We start from the raw sequence: 18,478 nt of genomic DNA, 5'->3' as shown, positions 1-18,478 counted from the left end.
AGAGAGCTCGGGAAGAAATCCCGGGCTTTTTTCTATGGGAACGGTTGGAGGCACTGGGGGGGCGGGGTCTTGAGCCTTCAGCCTTGAGCTGGTCAGCCTGCGGCGCTTGTGTGGATGGGGGTGCGTACGAACGGGCGGGGGCTTCTAGCTGTTAGCTGCTAGCAGCTAGGAAAGCTCATAAGCCTGCGGCGCTTCAGCTATGCCCCTTCGGCTGCTTTTTCATGCCGTAGGCAGATTAGTTTTCCTAGAAGCTAGAAGCTAGGAGCTAGCAGCCCCGCTCCAGGTGACTCCAATCGTTTCCTATCCTCCCTCTTCCCCTTACCCGGCCCTTGGGGTACAATAATACTGATACATTAAGGAGCTGTAAGCTCCCATGGGAGGTTATTTGTATGGCAGATGAACTGAAACAGGATCCCTACCGCATCGACCTGATGCGGACACTCTGGGAAAATACGTACCGCGGTACGATTTTTGATTACAAAGAACAGTATGTGGCCACCGTACGGCTCATATTCAGCATTCCCCTGGACCGGAGCGAAGTACCGGAAAACGCACCGGAAGTGAACCCGGTGATCATCGTACTGGTGGAAGACACTATCCTTTCCCCAAGAGACGTGGTGGACTTCGAACAGGCCATGACCCCGATCCTCGCCAAACGGCTGGCAACCAACATGTTCCGCCCGGACCGGATCATGTACTTCTACCCCAGCCCCGCCGAAGGAGCGGAAACAAGGGACCAGGGAGATATCAAGACGAACTGATGGAAAAGCGGCGCCCTTGGGCGCTGCTTTTTAAGTTATATGGCTGGACGTCGTGCTAACACCAGGTGGCTAAGGTGGCTGAGGTGGCTGAGGGGGAGGCACTTGTGAGATCGAGGCCGAGATCGACATCGAGTACATTCGCAACTTCGTCGCCATTCCAATCGACACTACCCATACCCCGTCATCTCGAGCGGTGGTAAGCGGAGTAGTGATGCTGCAGTCAAGAATAGCTACAGCTACGATGAGTCGAGAGATCTCCCTGGTAAATGACTGTGACGGGGTTACAACGCCATGGGACGGTGAAAAGTGGCTGAGGTGGCTGAGGGGGTGGTGGCGGCGCACAATTCATATAGCGCCGCCTTATGATACACGCCAGCGGCTTTCGCCGCGGGATATGCGGGATGACTGATGCCCCAGACCGGTGGATGGTTCATAAGGGTGGTGGGTTGGCATCGCTGCGCTCGCCAACCAGGTTGTGGGTGCTTCGCACCGGGGGCATAAGGGGAATCAGCGGCTCCGCCGCAAAGAATCAGCCTGCGGCGCATCCATCAGCTAACCTCCGTCGCCTTCGGCGCCACCGCCGGGCCCTGAAAGGAAGGCGCTTTAATGTGCAGTAAAGGTGTGCAGGTCCTGCATAGGACCTGCAAGCCAGCCGCAAGTTGGCGCTTTTGCTGCACATCAAAGCGCTTTCCTTTTGGCGGCTGGCCGATCAACTTGGGCCCGGCTCGAGGGTCCTATGCAGGACACCTCGCCTTCCCAGGGAAGGAGGCTGCCCCTCAGTGGTTTCACCGCACGATGTGACACTACCACCAAACCGTCATCTCGAGCGGAGGAAGAATGCTAAGTGATTCTACTGATAAGAATAGCTACAGGTTCGATGAGTCGAGAGATCTCTCTGGTAAATGACTGTGACGTTTTTTGAAGAATTGAGGCCCCGCGGCTTCGCTGCAGACCCACCAGAATCCCTCTGTCACTTCGTGACATCCCCCTTTGAAAAAGGGGGACTACTCATTCGCGGCTGGCGCCGCATAGAATCAGCCTGCGGCGCATCCATCCCCTGGCCTTTGGCCTGCCCCCGTTTGGCCTAAAAGGAAGGCGCTTTGATGGGCAGGCTAAGCGCCTTTTGTATTCAGGCCAAACTTGGAGGTCCTATGCAGGACCTCCATCTCTAAGGGGGCACTTGCTTACCGAAAGCCTCGATCGAAGGGTTGACGCTCCTTGTGAGACATCCCCAAACATGCAGCCCCTTAGAGAAGGGGCGCGGCAAAGCCGCAGGATGGATTCATGGGTACAGATGGGATGGATGCGCCGCTGGCTGACCGGCTTTCCTGAAAGCTAGCCGCTAGAAGCTGGAAGCCCCCGCCATTGTGGCCGAAAACCCAGCCACCTGTCATCCGGCCCAAGGGGCCTGTCCAGCTCAAGGCTGAAGGCTGAAGGCTCAAAGCCCCCGCCCGTTCACACGCCGTTCTCCCGATGTCCACAATTTTCATAAAAATTTCATAATTCCTGTATAAAATAGTTATCCGATTTGGTATAATTAAATGATGAAAAAGCGTTTACATTATCCTGCCCTCGTGGAGGCGTGGATTTTTATAGTTACTATCATTGAGATTGGATGATTTTCTTTAAATGGGATTTATAACAGAGGAATTGTAAGATGCCGGAAAAAATATTAAGAGGAATATTCATATTGCTCTTTACTGTTCTTGGTATCGTTTTATCCAGACAGGGAGAGACTGTACTGGCTGCGCTCCTGCCGAATTCGATTCTGACGGAGACCATTCTTGGCGTCACCTTTATGTCCCTGGGCGCCATGCTTCTTGGCGGCATATTGGGCGCTATTTTCGGCTGCTTCGTTTCGCCGTACCTGAACCGGTGCCTGTTCGCCTTCACGTCGAAGGTGGAAAAGTCCCTGGCTTCCATGTCGGTGCAGGACCTCATCGCCGGCACCCTGGGCCTGTTCCTGGGCCTCATCATTGCGAACCTGGTGGGCCTGGCCTTCATCAGTGTGCCCTACATCGGACCCTACGTATCCGTGGCCCTGAGCATTATCCTGGGCTACCTGGGCATGCACCTGGCGGTTTCCAAGAAATCGGAAATGGCCAGCTGGCTCCATCTCCATGCGGAAACGGACCGGAAGAAGGGGAAGGCAAAGAAGGAAGGAAAGCTGCTGGATACGAACATCATCATCGATGGCCGTATCGCAGATATCTATAAGACCGGCTTCCTGGAAGGGCCTCTCTATGTGCCGGTATTCGTGCTGGAGGAACTCCAGAAGATTGCCGACAGCTCCGACGTGCTGAAGCGGAACCGGGGCCGCCGGGGTCTCGATATCCTGAACCACATCAAGAAGAACAGCAAAGATTTCCACATCATCACCGATGATTTCGAAGACATGACGGAAGTGGATTCGAAGCTGGTGAAGCTGGCCCGGCAGAAGGGGTACAAAATCGTCACCAACGATTACAACCTGAACAAGGTGGCAGAGCTCCAGGGGGTGAGCGTCCTCAATATCAATGACCTGGCCATTGCCCTGAAGCCGGCGGTAATCCCTGGGGAGCAGCTCTTCGTGCAGCTCGTGAAGCAGGGGAAGGAAGAAGACCAGGGCGTGGCGTACCTGGAAGACGGCACCATGATCGTGGTGGAAAACGGCAGCCATGCCATCGGCAAGGAAGTGCCCGTCATTATTACGTCTGTCCTGCAGACCTCCGCAGGAAAAATGATTTTTGCAAAGCTGGATGACAATGATCAATAGTCTTATACTGGTGGCCGCAGGGAGCGGGAGCCGCATGCAGGCATCCCTGAACAAGCTCCTCCTTACCTGCGAAGGCCACCCTTTGATTTACTACACCCTGAGAAACGTATTCAAGAGCCATCTCCTTTCGGAACTGGTCATCGTGACGAAGCCCGAGGAACGGCCCGTTTTTGAGTCCATCGTTTCTTCCATTCCCCACAGGGTGAAAGTACTCTTCGCCAATGGCGGAGAAGACCGGGCGGGGTCCGTGAAGAACGGATTCTCCCTGGTGTCCAGGGATTCCGACAAGGTCCTGGTCCACGACGGCGCCAGGCCGTTGGTGGATGGGGAAACCATCGATGAGGCCTTCCGGGCCATTTCCGATGAAAACCCTGCCGTGGCGGTGGGGGTGCCCTGCATCGACACCATCAAGAAGGTGGAGGAGGGACATATCGTGGAAACGCCGGAACGGAGCACCCTTTTCCGGGCCCAGACCCCCCAGGGCGCCCTGACGGACCTGTTCCAGCGGGCCGTAGATTTCCTCGCTAAAGGCGGCACCTTCACCGACGATGCGTCGGTGCTTGAAAAACTGGGGGTGCCGGTGCAGCTCATTCCGGGGAAGGAACGGTTCTTCAAAGTCACCACCCCCGAAGACATGGAGCGGCTGGGGCAGATGCTCCGGAAAGACCGCTGCCCCTTCCGGGTGGGCCAGGGCTACGATATCCACCGGTTCGATGACAGCCGGCCCCTGTATCTCGGTGGCCTTAAGATTTCCGATACCGGAGGGCTTCTGGGCCACTCCGACGCCGACGTGCTGCTTCATGCCATCATGGATGCCCTCCTGGGAGCCTGCGGGCTTCCGGATATCGGCCACTATTTCCCCGATACCGATGACCGCTTCGAAGGCGCCGACAGCAGCCGCCTCCTGGCAGAAGTGAAGGAAATCATCGAAAAAGAGGGGTATGCCGTAGGAAATATCGATTCCACGGTGATAGCCGAAAAGCCAAAACTTGCCCAGTATATTCCGGCCATGAAAGAAAGAATCGCCGGCATATTGGATATATTGCCCATGGACGTGGGTATCAAAGCAACAACCAATGAAAAACTGGGAGCTGTAGGCCGCAGGGAAGGAATCGCGGCCATGGCTTCCGCCATCGTATTCAGGAGGAGTAACTAATGGAAAAGAAACTGAAAGTCCGTTTTGCACCAAGCCCCACAGGCCCGTTCCATATCGGCGGCGCCCGCTCCGCTTTATTTAACTGGCTCGTAGCCCGCCATGCCGGCGGCACGTTCCTCGTCCGCATCGAAGATACGGACCTGAAGCGTTCCTCCCGGGAATCGGAAGAAAATATCAAAGCTTCCCTGAAATGGCTGGGTCTCAACTGGGACGAAGGCATCGATGTGGGCGGCCCGAACGGTCCCTACCGCCAGACAGAACGGCTTGACATCTACAAGAAAGAAGTACAGCGCCTCCTGGACGAAGGAAAGGCTTACTACTGCTACTGCAGCGAAGAAGAACTGGAAGAAAGCCGGAAGAAACAGGTCGCTGCCGGCCAGACCCCGGTATACGACGACCACTGCCGCCACCTGACAGAAGAACAGATCGCCCAATACAAGGCAGAAGGCAGGAAGCCGGTTATCCGCCTCAAAGTCCGTAAGGACGGGGTCTTTGCCTTCGATGACATGGTCCGCGGCCACGTGGAATTCCAGGCAGCCAACGTAGGGGACTTCATCATCGTGAAATCCGACGGCATTCCGGTGTACAACTTTGCCGTAGTCATCGATGACTCTCTCATGGGCGTTACCGACGTCATCCGGGCCGAAGAACACCTGTCCAACACCCCCCGCCAGCTGGCCATCTACGAAGCCCTGGGCTATCCGATCCCCCGGTTCGGCCACATTTCCCTGATCCTCGGTGCTGACCACAAGAAGATGAGCAAACGCCACGGCGCTACCTCCGTCTTCGAATACAAGAACATGGGCTACCTCCCCGACGCCATGGTGAACTACCTGGCCCTCCTCGGCTGGGCTCCCAAGGGAGAGCAGGAAATCTTCACCCGGGAAGAACTGATCAAACAGTTCTCCATGAAACGGGTTTCCTCCAACGACGCGGTCTTTGACATCGAAAAACTGAACTGGATCAACTTCCAGTACATGAAGAAACTGTCCCCCGAAGCCCTGCTGGACCTGACACTCCCGTTCATCGAAAAAGCGGGCTATGTGAAGAGCCCCCTCTCCGCGGAACAGAAAGACTGGCTCACAAAGGTGGTCTGGTACGTCCGTGACCACCTCTACTACGGCGCCCAGGCTCCGGAGAACGTGAAACTCTTCTTCGAAGACCTGCCGGAAGTGACAGACCCCGAAGCCCTGGAAATCATGAAACAGGAAACAAGCGGCGAAATCATCCGTAAATTCGCGGAAGCTCTGAAGGGACTGGAAACATTCGACGAACAGTCCATCAAGAAATGCTTCTCCGCCCTCATGAAAGAAACAGGCATCAAAGGCAAAGCCGCCTTCGAACCGGTCCGCATTGCATTGACCGGCGTCACCAAAGGCCCGGGCCTCTATGAAATGATGGCCCTCTTTGGAAGAGAAAAATCCCTCTCCCGCCTCCAGGACAGCCTGAAATACTGCTGATAATTGACAAAAAAGCCCCGAAAGGGGCTTTTTTGTTGGGGTGAGTAGGCGTCGTGCGTACGGACCGTGGCTTTGGAATAGTTAGGAATGAGGAGTGAGGAGTGAGGAGTGAGGAGTGGTGGTGGCGGCGCACAAATTTGGAAGCGCCGCCTTATGAAATACGATAGCGGCTCCGCCGCATCCATCCTGTGGCGTTGCTAAGAGGCTGCATGGGTACGGATTACTTGACATATAGATATTACCTTTGTGAGACTATTCGTCAGCGAGTGCCCCTGGATGAGATCGAGGCTGAGACCGAGATCGAGATTGTCAGCCTGCGGCGCACCCATCAGCTAACCTCCGTAGCCTTCGGCGCCACCGCCGGGCCCTGAAAGGAAGGCGCTTTAATGTGCAGAAAAAGCGCCAACTTGGGCCCGGCTCGAGGGTCCTATGCAGGACACCTCGCCTTCCCAGGGAAGGAGGCTAACGGTTAGCTCATTCACTGCACTACCTGACACTACACCCAAACCGTCATCTCGAGCGGAGGAAGAATGCTGAGTGACTCTACTGATAAGAATCGCTACAGCTTCGATGAGTCGAGAGATCTCTCTGGTAGATGACTATGATGAGGTTTTCAGAAGAATTGAGGCTTGAGTAAAGAGAATTGAGGTCCAGCGGCTTCGCCGCAGACCCATCAGAATCCCTCTGTCACTTCGTGACATCCCCCTTTGGGAAAGGGGGACTACCCATTCGCGGCTAGCGCCGCATAAAATCCGCCTGCGGCGCATCCAACAGCTAACCTCCGTCTGCTTCGCAGCCACCGCCGGGCCCTAAAAGGAAGGCGTCTTATTGTGCAGTAAAGGCACCAACTTGGGCCCGGCTCGAGGGTCCGCTGCAGGACCCTCGCCTTCCCGGGGAAGGAGGCTACCCATCAGCGGTCTTACTTCACGATCTGACACTTCCCCTCTAACGTCATCTCGAGCGGTGGCAGCATGCTAAGTGTCTCTACTGATAAGAATCGCTACAGCTACGAGGAGTCGAGAGATCTCCCTGGTAAATGACTGTGACGGGGGTTCAAAGAAAGAGTTGAGGAAAGAGAGTTGAGATTTGAGGTCCCGCGGCTTCGCCGCAAACCCACCAGAATCCCTCTGTCACTTCGTGACATCCCCCTTTGAAAAAGGGGAACTTTTCATTGGCGGCTAGCGCCGCATAAAATCAGCCTGCGGAGTTCCATCAGCTAACCTCCGTAGCCTTCGGCGCCACCGCCGGGCCCTGAAAGGAAGGCGCTTTAATGTGCAGAAAAAGCGCCAACTTGGGCCCGGCTCGAGGGTCCTATGCAGGACACCTCGCCTTCCCAGGGAAGGAGGCTAACGGTTAGCTCATTCACTGCACTACCTGACACTACACCCAAACCGTCATCTCGAGCGGAGGAAGAATGCTGAGTGACTCTACTGATAAGAATCGCTACAGCTTCGATGAGTCGAGAGATCTCTCTGGTAGATGACTATGATGAGGTTTTCAGAAGAATTGAGGCTTGAGTAAAGAGAATTGAGGTCCAGCGGCTTCGCCGCAGACCCATCAGAATCCCTCTGTCACTTCGTGACATCCCCCTTTGGGAAAGGGGGACTACCCATTCGCGGCTAGCGCCGCATAAAATCCGCCTGCGGCGCATCCAACAGCTAACCTCCGTCTGCTTCGCAGCCACCGCCGGGCCCTAAAAGGAAGGCGTCTTATTGTGCAGTAAAGGCACCAACTTGGGCCCGGCTCGAGGGTCCGCTGCAGGACCCTCGCCTTCCCGGGGAAGGAGGCTACCCATCAGCGGGCTACCCATCAGCGGTCTTACTTCACGATCTGACACTTCCCCTCTAACGTCATCTCGAGCGGTGGCAGCATGCTAAGTGTCTCTACTGATAAGAATCGCTACAGCTACGAGGAGTCGAGAGATCTCCCTGGTAAATGACTGTGACGGGGGTTCAAAGAAAGAGTTGAGGAAAGAGAGTTGAGATTTGAGGTCCCGCGGCTTCGCCGCAAACCCACCAGAATCCCTCTGTCACTTCGTGACATCCCCCTTTGAGAAAGGGGGACTACTCATTCGCGGCTAGCGCCGCATAAAATCAGCCTGCGGCGCTTCATCAGCTAACCTCCGTCAAACGAGATCGAGGTCGAGACCGAGATCGAGATTATCAGCCTGCGGCGCATCCATCCCCTGGCCTTTGGCCTGCCCCCGTTTGGCCTAAAAGGAAGGCGCTTTGATGGGCAGGCTAAGCGCCTTTTGTATTCAGGCCAAACTTGGAGGTCCTATGCAGGACCTCCATCTCTAAGGGGGCACTTGATTACCGAAAGCCTCGATCGAAGGGTTGACGCTCCTTGTGAGACATCCCCAAACATGCAGCCCTTTAGAGAAGGGGCGCGGCAAAGCCGCAGGATGGATTCATGGGTACAGATGGGATGGATGCGCCGCTGGCTGACCAGCTTTCCTGAAAGCCAGCCGCTGGCAGCTGGAAGCCCCGGCCATTGTGGCCGAAAACCCATTCACCCGTCATCCGGCCCAGAGGGCCTGACCCGCTCAAGGCTCAAGGCTGAAGGCTCAATGCCCACGCCCGGTCGCACGCATGCCAGCCACTCCCCCCTAAACTTTATATAAACACTTTCTTACGTATTGTTTCCATTTTCCATTCTATCCTTGACAGGAGTAAGCAATACTAGCATAATAAACAGGTATGGATTTGGTTACCGGAGGAGGCTGTCTATGAAAAATACGGTGAAAATAGCTGTCATTGCTGCTTTGCTTTCTGGCTTCATCTTTTCGTGTGGCTCTATGGGAGTGGAGGCGGCTCCTGCCGTTTCTGCGGGGCAGGGGACAGGGATCGCTTCTTCCGGCACCGGTTCTCCCGCCGCTTCTAAGGATAAGGCAGGGGAGAAGAAGGAGACGGAAAAGAAGGATGCCGAGAAGGAGCCCCTCCTTTCCCTCGATGGTTCCGCTTTGAAGGACGCCGATTTCACCGTGAAATCTGTGAAGCTGGGGGATTCCTTTGGCCAGGCGGAGAAGGGCTGGGGGAAGGCGGAGACCATTTCCCACAGCAATACCATGGACATCTACGGCTGGGAGGGAATCGAAGCCAGGGGCTATATTTCCCTGCTCCAGGACTACTCCCACCGGAAGGACCTGCCTTCGGACTTTGACCTACCGGGGAAAGGCATCACAGAAATCAGGGTGGCCGGGGAAAAATACATGACCCATCGGGACATCCATGTGGGCAGCAGCCGGGAAAACGTGCTCCGCCGCTATGGCCGGCCGTCCCAGGTTTTCTGGGATGGGGAAAATAAGGAGTTCTTCCTGGTCTATACCATGGGGAAGAAAGAAATTTCTTTTGCCCTGGAAAAGGACAGGGTCTCCCGGATTTCCATGAAGGTCCTGGAAAATAAAGAAAAACAGCCGCCGACGTCCTATGAAGACGTGAAGGGCAAATCCTTCCTGCCGGAGCGGGATTTCCATATCGCCGGCTACGAACTGGGAAAACAGTTCACCTCCCACAATTTCGAAGAATGGGAAAAGAAAATGGCCAATCCCCGGGAGGAAATCTGGTATTACTCGGGCTATGCGGTGCGTCTTACCGCGAAGAGCCGCCTCATTTCCGCCCTTTTCCTCACGGACACCCGGATGGTGACGCCACGGGGCATTGCCCTGGGGGACGACGTGTCCACGGTGGACCTGGTCTATGGGAAACCCCACCGCATCGAAATGGATGTGTCCGGCAGCGAACCGAAAACGTCCTATATTTACTTTTCCAAAGGGAAAAGCCATGTGCTCATAATTAATTTTGTAAAGAATAAATTAGAAGGCTTCGTGAGCGCCGTGAATCCCAACCGGTGACTCCTGAGTCAGAGGTGTTAGATGTACGAATATTTCTGTGCGTTAATTGTCGGTATTGTAGAAGGGCTTACGGAATACATCCCTGTATCCTCCACGGGCCATATGATCATCGTAGGCCACATGCTGGGCTTCGAAGGACCCCTGGCGGACCTGTTCGACGTGTTTATCCAGCTCGGCGCCATCCTGTCGGTGCTGGTGGTGTACCACGATAAATTTACCTATATCCTGAATACCCATCACTGGTTCCGCAGGAAGGGACCTTCCGTATTCAACCTGTGCGTAGCCATGTTCCCGGCCTGCCTCATGGGCCTTCTGTTCCACGGCTTCATCAAACATAAACTGTTCAGCCCCACCACCGTCATCATCGGCCTCGTGCTTGGGGGGATCTTCATGATCGTGGCGGAAAAGACGAGAAAGGGGAAACCCTTCGCCATTACCGATGTGGACAAGATCAATACGAGACAGTCCTTCATCATCGGCCTCTTCCAGTGCCTGTCCCTGTGGCCCGGCTTCTCTCGGAGCGGCAGCACCATCGCAGGCAGCCTGCTCCTCGGTATCTCCCGGAAGGCCGGCGCCGACTTCACCTTCATCATGGCGGTGCCCCTCATGTTCCTGGCCTGCTTCTACGACCTCCTGAAGGTCATTGAAAACCTGTCCTTCGGAGACCTGGGCGTCCTGGCCGTGGGCTTCGTCACCGCCTTTGTGGTGGCCTACGCCTCCATCCTCTGGTTCCTGAAATTCCTGAATACCTCCACACTGACAGGCTTCGCCATCTACCGCTTCTTCGTGGCCGCCTTCGCCCTGGTGTATTTCTGGTAATCGTCTGATAGGATAGCCGTGAAAATGAGAAATCATTTTCACGGCTTTTTTGATTGGAGTGAGCGTCATGCGGCCATGTGGAGCCTTCAGCCTTGAGCGGACCGGCCTGCGGCAATGGGTGGCTAAGGTGGCTGAAGTGGCTGAGGTGGCTGAGGGGAAGGTGGCGGCGCTGGTGAGATCGAGATAGAGACCGAGATCGAGTAGATTCGCAACTGCGTTGACATTTCTATTGACATTACCCACACCCCGTCATCTCGAGCGGTGGTAAACGGGTGAGTGACTCTACTGTTAAGAATAGCTACAGCTACGAAGAGTCGAGAGATCTCCCTGGTAAATGACTGCGACGGGGGTTTCAGGAAGAATTGAGATTTGAGTGAAGAGAATTGAGGCCCCGCGGCTTTGCCGCAGACCCACCAGAATCCCTCTGTCTGCTTCGCAGACATCCCCCTTTGAGAAAGGGGGACTAAACTATCCGCCTGCGGCAAGGGGTGACTGAGGTGGCTGAGGTGACTGAAGTGACTGAGGGGGTGGTGGCGGCGCACAGAATATATAGCGCCGCCTTATGATACACGATAGCGGCTTCGCCGCAGATGGAATCCTAAAGACTCTGTCCCAAAAACGGGCTACTGACACTGCAGTAGGCTCTCTTCCCAGAAGAGAGCTGCCAACGGCTGAGAGATGGTTATCGGTTCTGCCGTACAGGCCATTTAAATCGAAAGTGAGAGAACCCATCAGAATCCCTCTGTCTGCTGCGCAGACATCCCCCTTTGGAAAAGGGGGACTTTTTCATTATCGGCTGGCGCCGCAACCGAACAGCCTGCGGCGCACCCATCAGCTAACCTCTGTCAAACGAGATCGAGGCCGAGACCGAGATCGAGATTGTCAGCCTGCGGCGCATCCATCCTGCGGCTTTGCCGCGCCCCTTCTCTAAGGGGCTGCATGTTTGGGGATGTCTCACAAGGAGCGTCAACCCTTCGATCGAGGTTTTCGGTAAGCAAGTGCCCCCTTAGAGAAGGGGGCAGCCCAAAGGGCAGGGGATGGATCCGCCGCAGGCAAACCGGCTTTCCTGGAAGCTAAAAGCTAGCAGCTAGAAGCCCCCATCCGTTCGCATGGCACCCAACCACTCGCCATCCGGCCCGCAGGGCCGGACAAGCTCAAGGCTGAAGGCTGAAGGCTGAAGGCTGAAGGCTCAAGGCCTCAACTGTTCACACGTCGCCCAGCCACATGGCGCCGCAGGCGAATTTCCTCGACCTCGGTCTTGATCTCATCTCACAGTACGGGACTGGCAAAAAAAGGAGGAACATGGTATCATTACATTTGTAGCAGTGTATTTTTCTTTAGTTGAATGGAGAAATTGGATGAAGGCGTATATCCGCATCAGACATACAGGAGAGTTCTTTGACCCCAGCTGTTATTATGCCTACACCGGATGCAAGGACCTCGGCATTCCTGTGGTGAAATATAAAGCCGTCTATTCCCTCACCGAAAATACACCGTCCGACCCGGTAGTGGGTACTGTGGATGATGTGAGGGTGGCGCTGGAACGGTTCGGCGTGAAACTGGAGCCCCTGGACTATCCCGATGAACTTCTTCCCTTTACGGGCCGGAAGATCTGGAAATCCACTCTCTTTACCATCACCAGCCATCCCGAAGACTGGCACGTATTCGTGAAGCCCGTGGAAGACATCAAACGGTTCCGGGGCACGGTGCTGGACAAGTCGGAGGACCTCATCAAACTGGGCGGCGGCCTGGAGGACATCGACGTATGGTGCAGTGAAAAAGTGCGCTTCGTCTCCGAATGGCGTCTCTGGGTGCTCCATGGAACCATTCTGGGCCTCACCCCCTACAAAGGACGGTGGGATGTATTCCCGGACCCGAAGGTCCTGGAGAAAGCGGTAAAGGCCTATACATCAGCCCCCGCAGGATACGCCATCGACTTCGGCATCACCGACGACGGCAGGACCCTCCTGGTGGAAGTGAGCGATGGCTATTCCCTGGCCAGCTTCGGACTTTCGCCGAAACTTTATATGAATATTCTGGCAGCCCGCTGGCAGGAACTGACGAAATCCGCCGTTCCCGCCACCTGACTCCAATTGACAGCACCGATGATGGAAGAACAATTCGTATTTTCAGTCAGTCGGTGCTTTCTTTCTCAGTGAGAGAATGGCAGGCCACACGGGTGGAGGGAAAGTAAGCGAAAAGTGAGGAGTGAGGAGTTAGGAGTGAGGAGTGGTGGTGGCGGCGCACAATTCATAAAGCGCCGCCTTATGATACACCATAGCGGCTCCGCCGCGGATGTCATGTGGCTGGACGCCGTGTGATCGTGCCAGGGCTTCTGGCTTTTAGCTTCTAGCTGCCAGGAAAGCTGATTCGCCTGCGGCGCTCTCAACAGCTGACATCCGTCAAACGAGATCGAGGTCGAGGCCGAGATCGAGATTGTCAGCCTGCGGCGCATCCATCCCCTGGCCTTTGGCCTGCCCCCGTTTGGCCTAAAAGGAAGGCGCTTTGATGGGCAGGCTAAGCGCCTTTTGTATTCAGGCCAAACTTGGAGGTCCTATGCAGGACCTCCATCTCTAAGGGGGCACTTGCTTACCGAAAACCTCGATCGAAGGGTTGACGCTCCTTGTGAGACATCCCCAAACATGCAGCCCCTTAGAGAAGGGGCGCGGCAAAGCCGCAGGATGGATGCGCCGCAGGCTGACCAGCTTTCCTGGAAGCTAACAGCTAGCAGCTAGAAGCCCCCGCCGGTATGGCCGCACACTTACCCATCCGTCACCCGGCCCACAGGGCCTGATCGACTAGCCACTAGACCTAGCCACTAGCTACTGATTCGCCGCAGGCGAATCCGGCCCGCAGGGCCTGTCCAGCTCAAGGCTCAAGGCTGAAGGCTCAATGCCCTCATACGTTCCCACGCCCGCCAGCCACCCAAATATAAACTCTGCGGCGCCACATAATCTGATGCGCCACTCCTCACTCCTCACTCCTAACTTCACCGACATACAGTTTCAATCATTCAACCATTTGTTTTCATACCCCACAAGGAGGACTCTTGGCTTCATTTGATAATGAATTTCTTCAGCGGCTGAAAGACAGTATCAACCTGGTGGACCTCATCGGCTCCTACGTGGAGCTGAAGAAACATGGCCGTTACTACATGGCCTCCTGTCCATTCCATGGTCCCGAGAGGACGCCTTCCTTTGCGGTGTCCCCGGACAAGGGGTTCTACTACTGTTTCGGCTGCCACGCCAGCGGCGACGCCATTACGTTTCTGGAGAAAATGGAAAACCTCACCTTCATGGAGGCCGTGGAGAAGCTGGCGGACTACGCCCACATGGAAATCCCGAAGGAAGAGGAAACGGCGGAGCAGAGAGCCCGGGCTGCCATGGACCAGTCCCTTTACGAAGTGACGGAGCTGGCGGGCAACTATTTCCACAACTGCCTCACGAAGACCCAGATGGGCAAGGCGGGGCAGGCCTACTTCGCCAAGCGCCACCTGACGGCGGAGACCATTGAGAAGTTCAAGCTCGGCTTTGCACCGCCGGACTGGCAGAAACTGTTCCGGGACTTCACCACGAAGAAAAATATATCTCCGAAGGTTCTCCTTACCAGCGGTCTCTGTGCCGAGAAGAACGGACGCATCTATGACGTTTTCCGGAACCGCTGCATGTTTCCTATCTGGAATCTCCGGGGGAAGATCGTGGCCTTCGGCGGCCGGGTCATGGATGACAGCAAGCCGAAATACCTGAACTCCCCGGAAACCCCGATTTTCAACAAACGGCGGCTCCTCTTCGCCATTTACCAGGCCCTGCCCACGATCCGGGCGAAACGGCAGGCCATCATGGTGGAGGGGTACATGGATGCCATTTCCCTTCACGCCCATGGGGTAACGAACGCCGTGGCCTCCCTGGGCACCGCCTTTACCATCGAGCAGGCCCGGCTCCTGAAGAAATACGCGGACGAAGTGGTCTTCAGCTACGACATGGATGCCGCCGGCCAGAACGCCACGAAACGGGCCCTCCAGATTGCCGGGTCCGTGGGACTGAAACTCCGGGTGGTGCATCTGGGAGAGGGGAAGGACCCCGATGAATTCGTGAACCTTCACGGCGGCGACGCGTACCTGGAAGCGGTGAACCAGGCGGAGCCGGCTATGGATTTCCTCTTCCATTCCCTGCTGAAGACCTACGACAGCACCACCCTGGACGGCCAGCACCACATACTGGATGAAATGTTCTCCATCCTTCTGGACGCGGGGGACGCGTTCCAGCTGAATTCCTTCATCCGTAAAATGGCGAGAGCCATGCACATGGACGAAGGCATGATCCGGAGCGAAGCCCTGGTGTACGCGAGGAAAAACAAGTCCAACGTCTATATTTCCCAGAAGGTGCCCCTGGAAAAGGAAGAGGTCACCCTGAGCCCCCTCACGAAAAAGCAGCGGCTCCTGGAGGCGGGACTCCTGAAATTCTGCCTCCACTCCCACCGGCTGCCGGAGGGAGTGGAGGAGCTTGTGAACTATAAGTTCGCCGATGAGTTCCACAAGCGCCTCTACGCTGTCTTCCAGGATCTCTCCTCCGCGGGGATTCCCATTACAAGGGAAGCGGTGGAAGGGAAACTGGAGCGGGAGGACATCGAGAAACTGGCCCGTCTCCTCATGGACGGAGACCAGCCGGGCTCCATACCGAAGGAAGAATACATCTGGCCCATGAAGAAAATTTATCTGCAGGAGGAATATCGGATTCACACCCAGAAAGCCCAGGAGCTCATGAACAGTGATCCGGAAAAAGCAAAAGAAGAACAGTTGCTTTGCATCAGACTGACAAAAGAAATCCTGAACCTCGGGAAACGATGACGTTTTCCCGGTTCCGTACAGCATGCAGCCATCCCAGGCAGGGGCATGAAGCCTGGGAGCGGCCTTTCAGAGAATTCAGATTACCAGCCTTTCCAGGAGGGGGGAAAACGCTATGGCAGAGCAGAAAAATGAGTTAACCGGTTGGATAGAAGAACTGAAAAAGAAATCCAGGAACGGTGTCATTGCGAACAAGGACATTATGGACCTCATTTCCGAGAAGAATCTGGGGGAAGAAGAACTTTCGAACCTCTACGCCGCGCTCCATGATGACCACTACGAAGTGGACTTCGACATGGACGTATCCGACGAGGACATGGATTTTTCGGAAGAAGAGGAAGAAGAAGAGCCGGAACGGGCGGCAGAGCCGGTACCGGACTTCGATAACTCCGTGGCCATCGACGACCCGGTGAAAATGTACCTGAAGGAAATCGGGGCACTGAAACTCCTGGACAGCGAAGAAGAAGTGAAACTGGCCAAGACCGTAGCCCGGGGCAGCGCCGAAGACGCCACGGAAGAAGATAAGAAAGCCGCCAAAGACGCAAAACAGGAACTGGCGGACCGGAACCTTCGCCTCGTGGTATCCATCGCGAAGAAATACCTGGGTCGGGGACTCCAGTTCCTGGACCTCATCCAGGAAGGGAACCTGGGCCTCCTGAAGGCCGTGGACAAATTCGACTACACCAAGGGATACAAATTCTCCACCTACGCCACCTGGTGGATCCGCCAGGCCATCACGAGAGCCATCGCCGACCAGGCCAGGACCATCCGGGTGCCGGTGCACATGGTGGAAACCATCAATAAAATGAACCGCATCTCCCGGCAGCTCCTCCAGGAAAAGGGGAGAGAAGCCACGAATGAAGAACTGGCCAAAGCCATGGGCGTGTCCGTAGGCAAGATCCGGGAAGTCAAGAAAATCGCCCAGGACCCCATCTCCCTGGAAACGCCGATCGGTGAAAAAGAAGACTCCCACCTGGGAGACTTCATCGAAGACCACGAAGCCATCGCCACCGACGACGCGGCAGGCTCCATACTCCTCAGGGAACAGATCGACGAACTCCTGAACGGCCTCACCGAACGGGAACGGCAGGTCCTGGAACTCCGTTTCGGCCTGAAAGACGGAAGGACCAGGACCCTGGAAGAAGTGGGCCGTTACTTCGACGTCACCAGGGAAAGGATCCGCCAGATCGAAGGCAAGGCCCTGCAGAAACTCAAGAAATCGGCGAGAAACCTGATGAATCAGTGAGTGGCTAAGGTGGCTGAAGTGACTGAGGGGGAAGGTGGCGGCGCTGGTGAGATCGAGATCGAGTAGATTCGCAACTGCGTTGACATTTCTATTGACATTACCCACACCCCGTCATCTCGAGCGGTGGTAAACGGGTGAGTGACTCTACTGTTAAGAATAGCTACAGCTACGAAGAGTCGAGAGATCTCCCTGGTAATTGACTATGACGGGGGTCAAAGAAGAATTGAGATTTGAGTGAAGAGAATTGAGGTCCCGCGGCGGAGCCGCAGATTGGTTTCTGATGACTCTACACCCAAAACGTGTAACTGACTCTGCACAAGGCTCTCTTCCCAGAAGAGAGCTGCCCACGGGGCTGAGAGATGGTGATGGGTTCTAATGGGTTCGGCCCAAAGGGCCTGATGGCATCTATCTTCTTCCATCTATCTTCTATCGTCTGACAGCCGGATCGCCAGCCAGCTGTTGTGGCCAACTTTATCGCCAAAACCTATCAGAATCCCTCTGCCTGCTGCGCAGACATCCCCCTTTGGAAAAGGGGGACTAACCTATCAACCTGCGGCAAGGGGTGTCTAAGGTGGCTGAGGTGACTGAAGTGACTGAGGGGAAGGTGGCGGCGCACAGAATATATAGCGCCGCCTTATGATACACGATAGCGGCTTCGCCGCGGAAGGGTTCCTGATGACTCTGTCCCAAAAACGAGATATTGACACTGCAGTAGGCTCTCTTCCCAGAAGAGAGCTGCCCACGGGGCTGAGAGATGGTGATGGGTTCTGCGCACAAGTCATTTAAATCAATGATGAGAAAACCCATTGGAATCCCTCTGTCTGCTTCGCAGACATCCCCCTTTGAGAAAGGGGGACTAACTTATCTGCCTGTGGCGCACCCAATAGCTAACCTCCGTCTGCTTCGCAGCCACCGCCGGGCCCTGAAAGGAAGGTGCCTTAGTGTGCAGTAAAGGCACTAACCTGGGCCCGGCTCGAGGGTCCTCTGCAGGATCCTCGCCTTCCCAGGGAAGGAGGCTACTCCTCAGCGGTTTCACTGCACTATGACACTACCCACACCCCGTCATCTCGAGCGGTGGTAAGTGGAGTAGTGACGCTGCAGTCAAGAATCGCTACAGCTACGATGAGTCGAGAGATCTCCCTGGTAATTGACTATGACGGGGGTCAAAGAAGAATTGAGATTTGAGTGAAGAGAATTGAGGTCCCGCGGCGGAGCCGCAGATTGGTTTCTGATGACTCTACACCCAAAACGTGTAACTGACTCTGCACAAGGCTCTCTTCCCAGAAGAGAGCTGCCCACGGGGCTGAGAGATGGTGATGGGTTCTAATGGGTTCGGCCCAAAGGGCCTGATGGCATCTATCTTCTTCCATCTATCTTCTATCGTCTGACAGCCGGTTCGCCAGCCAGCTGTTGTGGCCAACTTTATTGCCAAAACCTATCAGAATCCCTCTGTCTGCTGCGCAGACATCATTCCTGCCGGGCCCTGAAAGGAAGGCGCTTTTATGTGCAGTAAAAGCGCCAACTTGGGCCCGGCTCGAGGGTCCTCTGCAGGACCCTCGCCTTCCCAAGGAAGGAGGCTGCCCCT

The 18,478-nt window shown here is 55.5% G+C and carries 9 protein-coding genes; all 9 read left to right on the top strand.

Annotated features, from left to right (window positions below):
* Positions 1 to 389 precede the first annotated feature (389 nt).
* The 9 genes from ACFWUL_RS05960 (at position 390) to rpoD (ending at position 16,893) form a co-directional block, all read left to right on the top strand.
* Complete coding sequence (locus ACFWUL_RS05960; protein ID WP_297041833.1) at positions 390 to 761, top strand: hypothetical protein; 372 nt, start codon at positions 390 to 392, stop codon at positions 759 to 761.
* Positions 762 to 2,451: 1,690 nt separating this feature from the next.
* Positions 2,452 to 3,516 carry a PIN/TRAM domain-containing protein gene (locus tag ACFWUL_RS05955; protein WP_307743124.1) on the top strand — a complete coding sequence of 355 codons (1,065 nt, stop codon included), beginning with the start codon at positions 2,452 to 2,454 and terminating at the stop codon, positions 3,514 to 3,516.
* Complete coding sequence (ispD, locus tag ACFWUL_RS05950; RefSeq protein ID WP_416176699.1) at positions 3,506 to 4,672, top strand: 2-C-methyl-D-erythritol 4-phosphate cytidylyltransferase; 1,167 nt, start codon at positions 3,506 to 3,508, stop codon at positions 4,670 to 4,672. Before ACFWUL_RS05955 ends, ispD begins: the two co-directional genes overlap by 11 nt.
* On the top strand, positions 4,672 to 6,132 hold the full coding sequence (gene gltX, locus ACFWUL_RS05945; RefSeq protein ID WP_416176698.1) for a glutamate--tRNA ligase: 1,461 nt from the start codon (positions 4,672 to 4,674) through the stop codon (positions 6,130 to 6,132). Before ispD ends, gltX begins: the two co-directional genes overlap by 1 nt.
* Positions 6,133 to 8,860: 2,728 nt before the next feature.
* On the top strand, positions 8,861 to 9,985 hold the full coding sequence (locus ACFWUL_RS05940; protein WP_416176697.1) for a hypothetical protein: 1,125 nt from the start codon (positions 8,861 to 8,863) through the stop codon (positions 9,983 to 9,985).
* Between the two features lie 21 nt (positions 9,986 to 10,006).
* Positions 10,007 to 10,804, top strand: coding sequence for an undecaprenyl-diphosphate phosphatase (locus ACFWUL_RS05935; RefSeq protein WP_416176696.1), 798 nt, complete (start codon positions 10,007 to 10,009; stop codon positions 10,802 to 10,804).
* 1,358 nt (positions 10,805 to 12,162) lie between these two features.
* Positions 12,163 to 12,891, top strand: coding sequence for an ATP-grasp domain-containing protein (locus ACFWUL_RS05930; RefSeq protein WP_297023364.1), 729 nt, complete (start codon positions 12,163 to 12,165; stop codon positions 12,889 to 12,891).
* Between the two features lie 962 nt (positions 12,892 to 13,853).
* The gene (dnaG, locus tag ACFWUL_RS05925) at positions 13,854 to 15,650 is read left to right on the top strand and encodes a DNA primase (RefSeq protein ID WP_416176695.1); all 1,797 of its coding nucleotides are present in this window, start codon (positions 13,854 to 13,856) and stop codon (positions 15,648 to 15,650) included.
* Between the two features lie 112 nt (positions 15,651 to 15,762).
* Positions 15,763 to 16,893 (top strand): RNA polymerase sigma factor RpoD, encoded by a 1,131-nt coding sequence (gene rpoD, locus ACFWUL_RS05920; RefSeq protein WP_416176694.1) that lies wholly within the window; start codon positions 15,763 to 15,765, stop codon positions 16,891 to 16,893.
* Positions 16,894 to 18,478: the final 1,585 nt, after the last annotated feature.

Source organism: Dialister sp. (genome assembly GCF_047832375.1).
Taxonomy (GTDB): Bacteria; Bacillota; Negativicutes; order Veillonellales; family Dialisteraceae; genus Dialister.
Note: the sequence above shows the minus strand (reverse complement) of the source record. Positions and strands in the feature narration are given on the sequence as shown.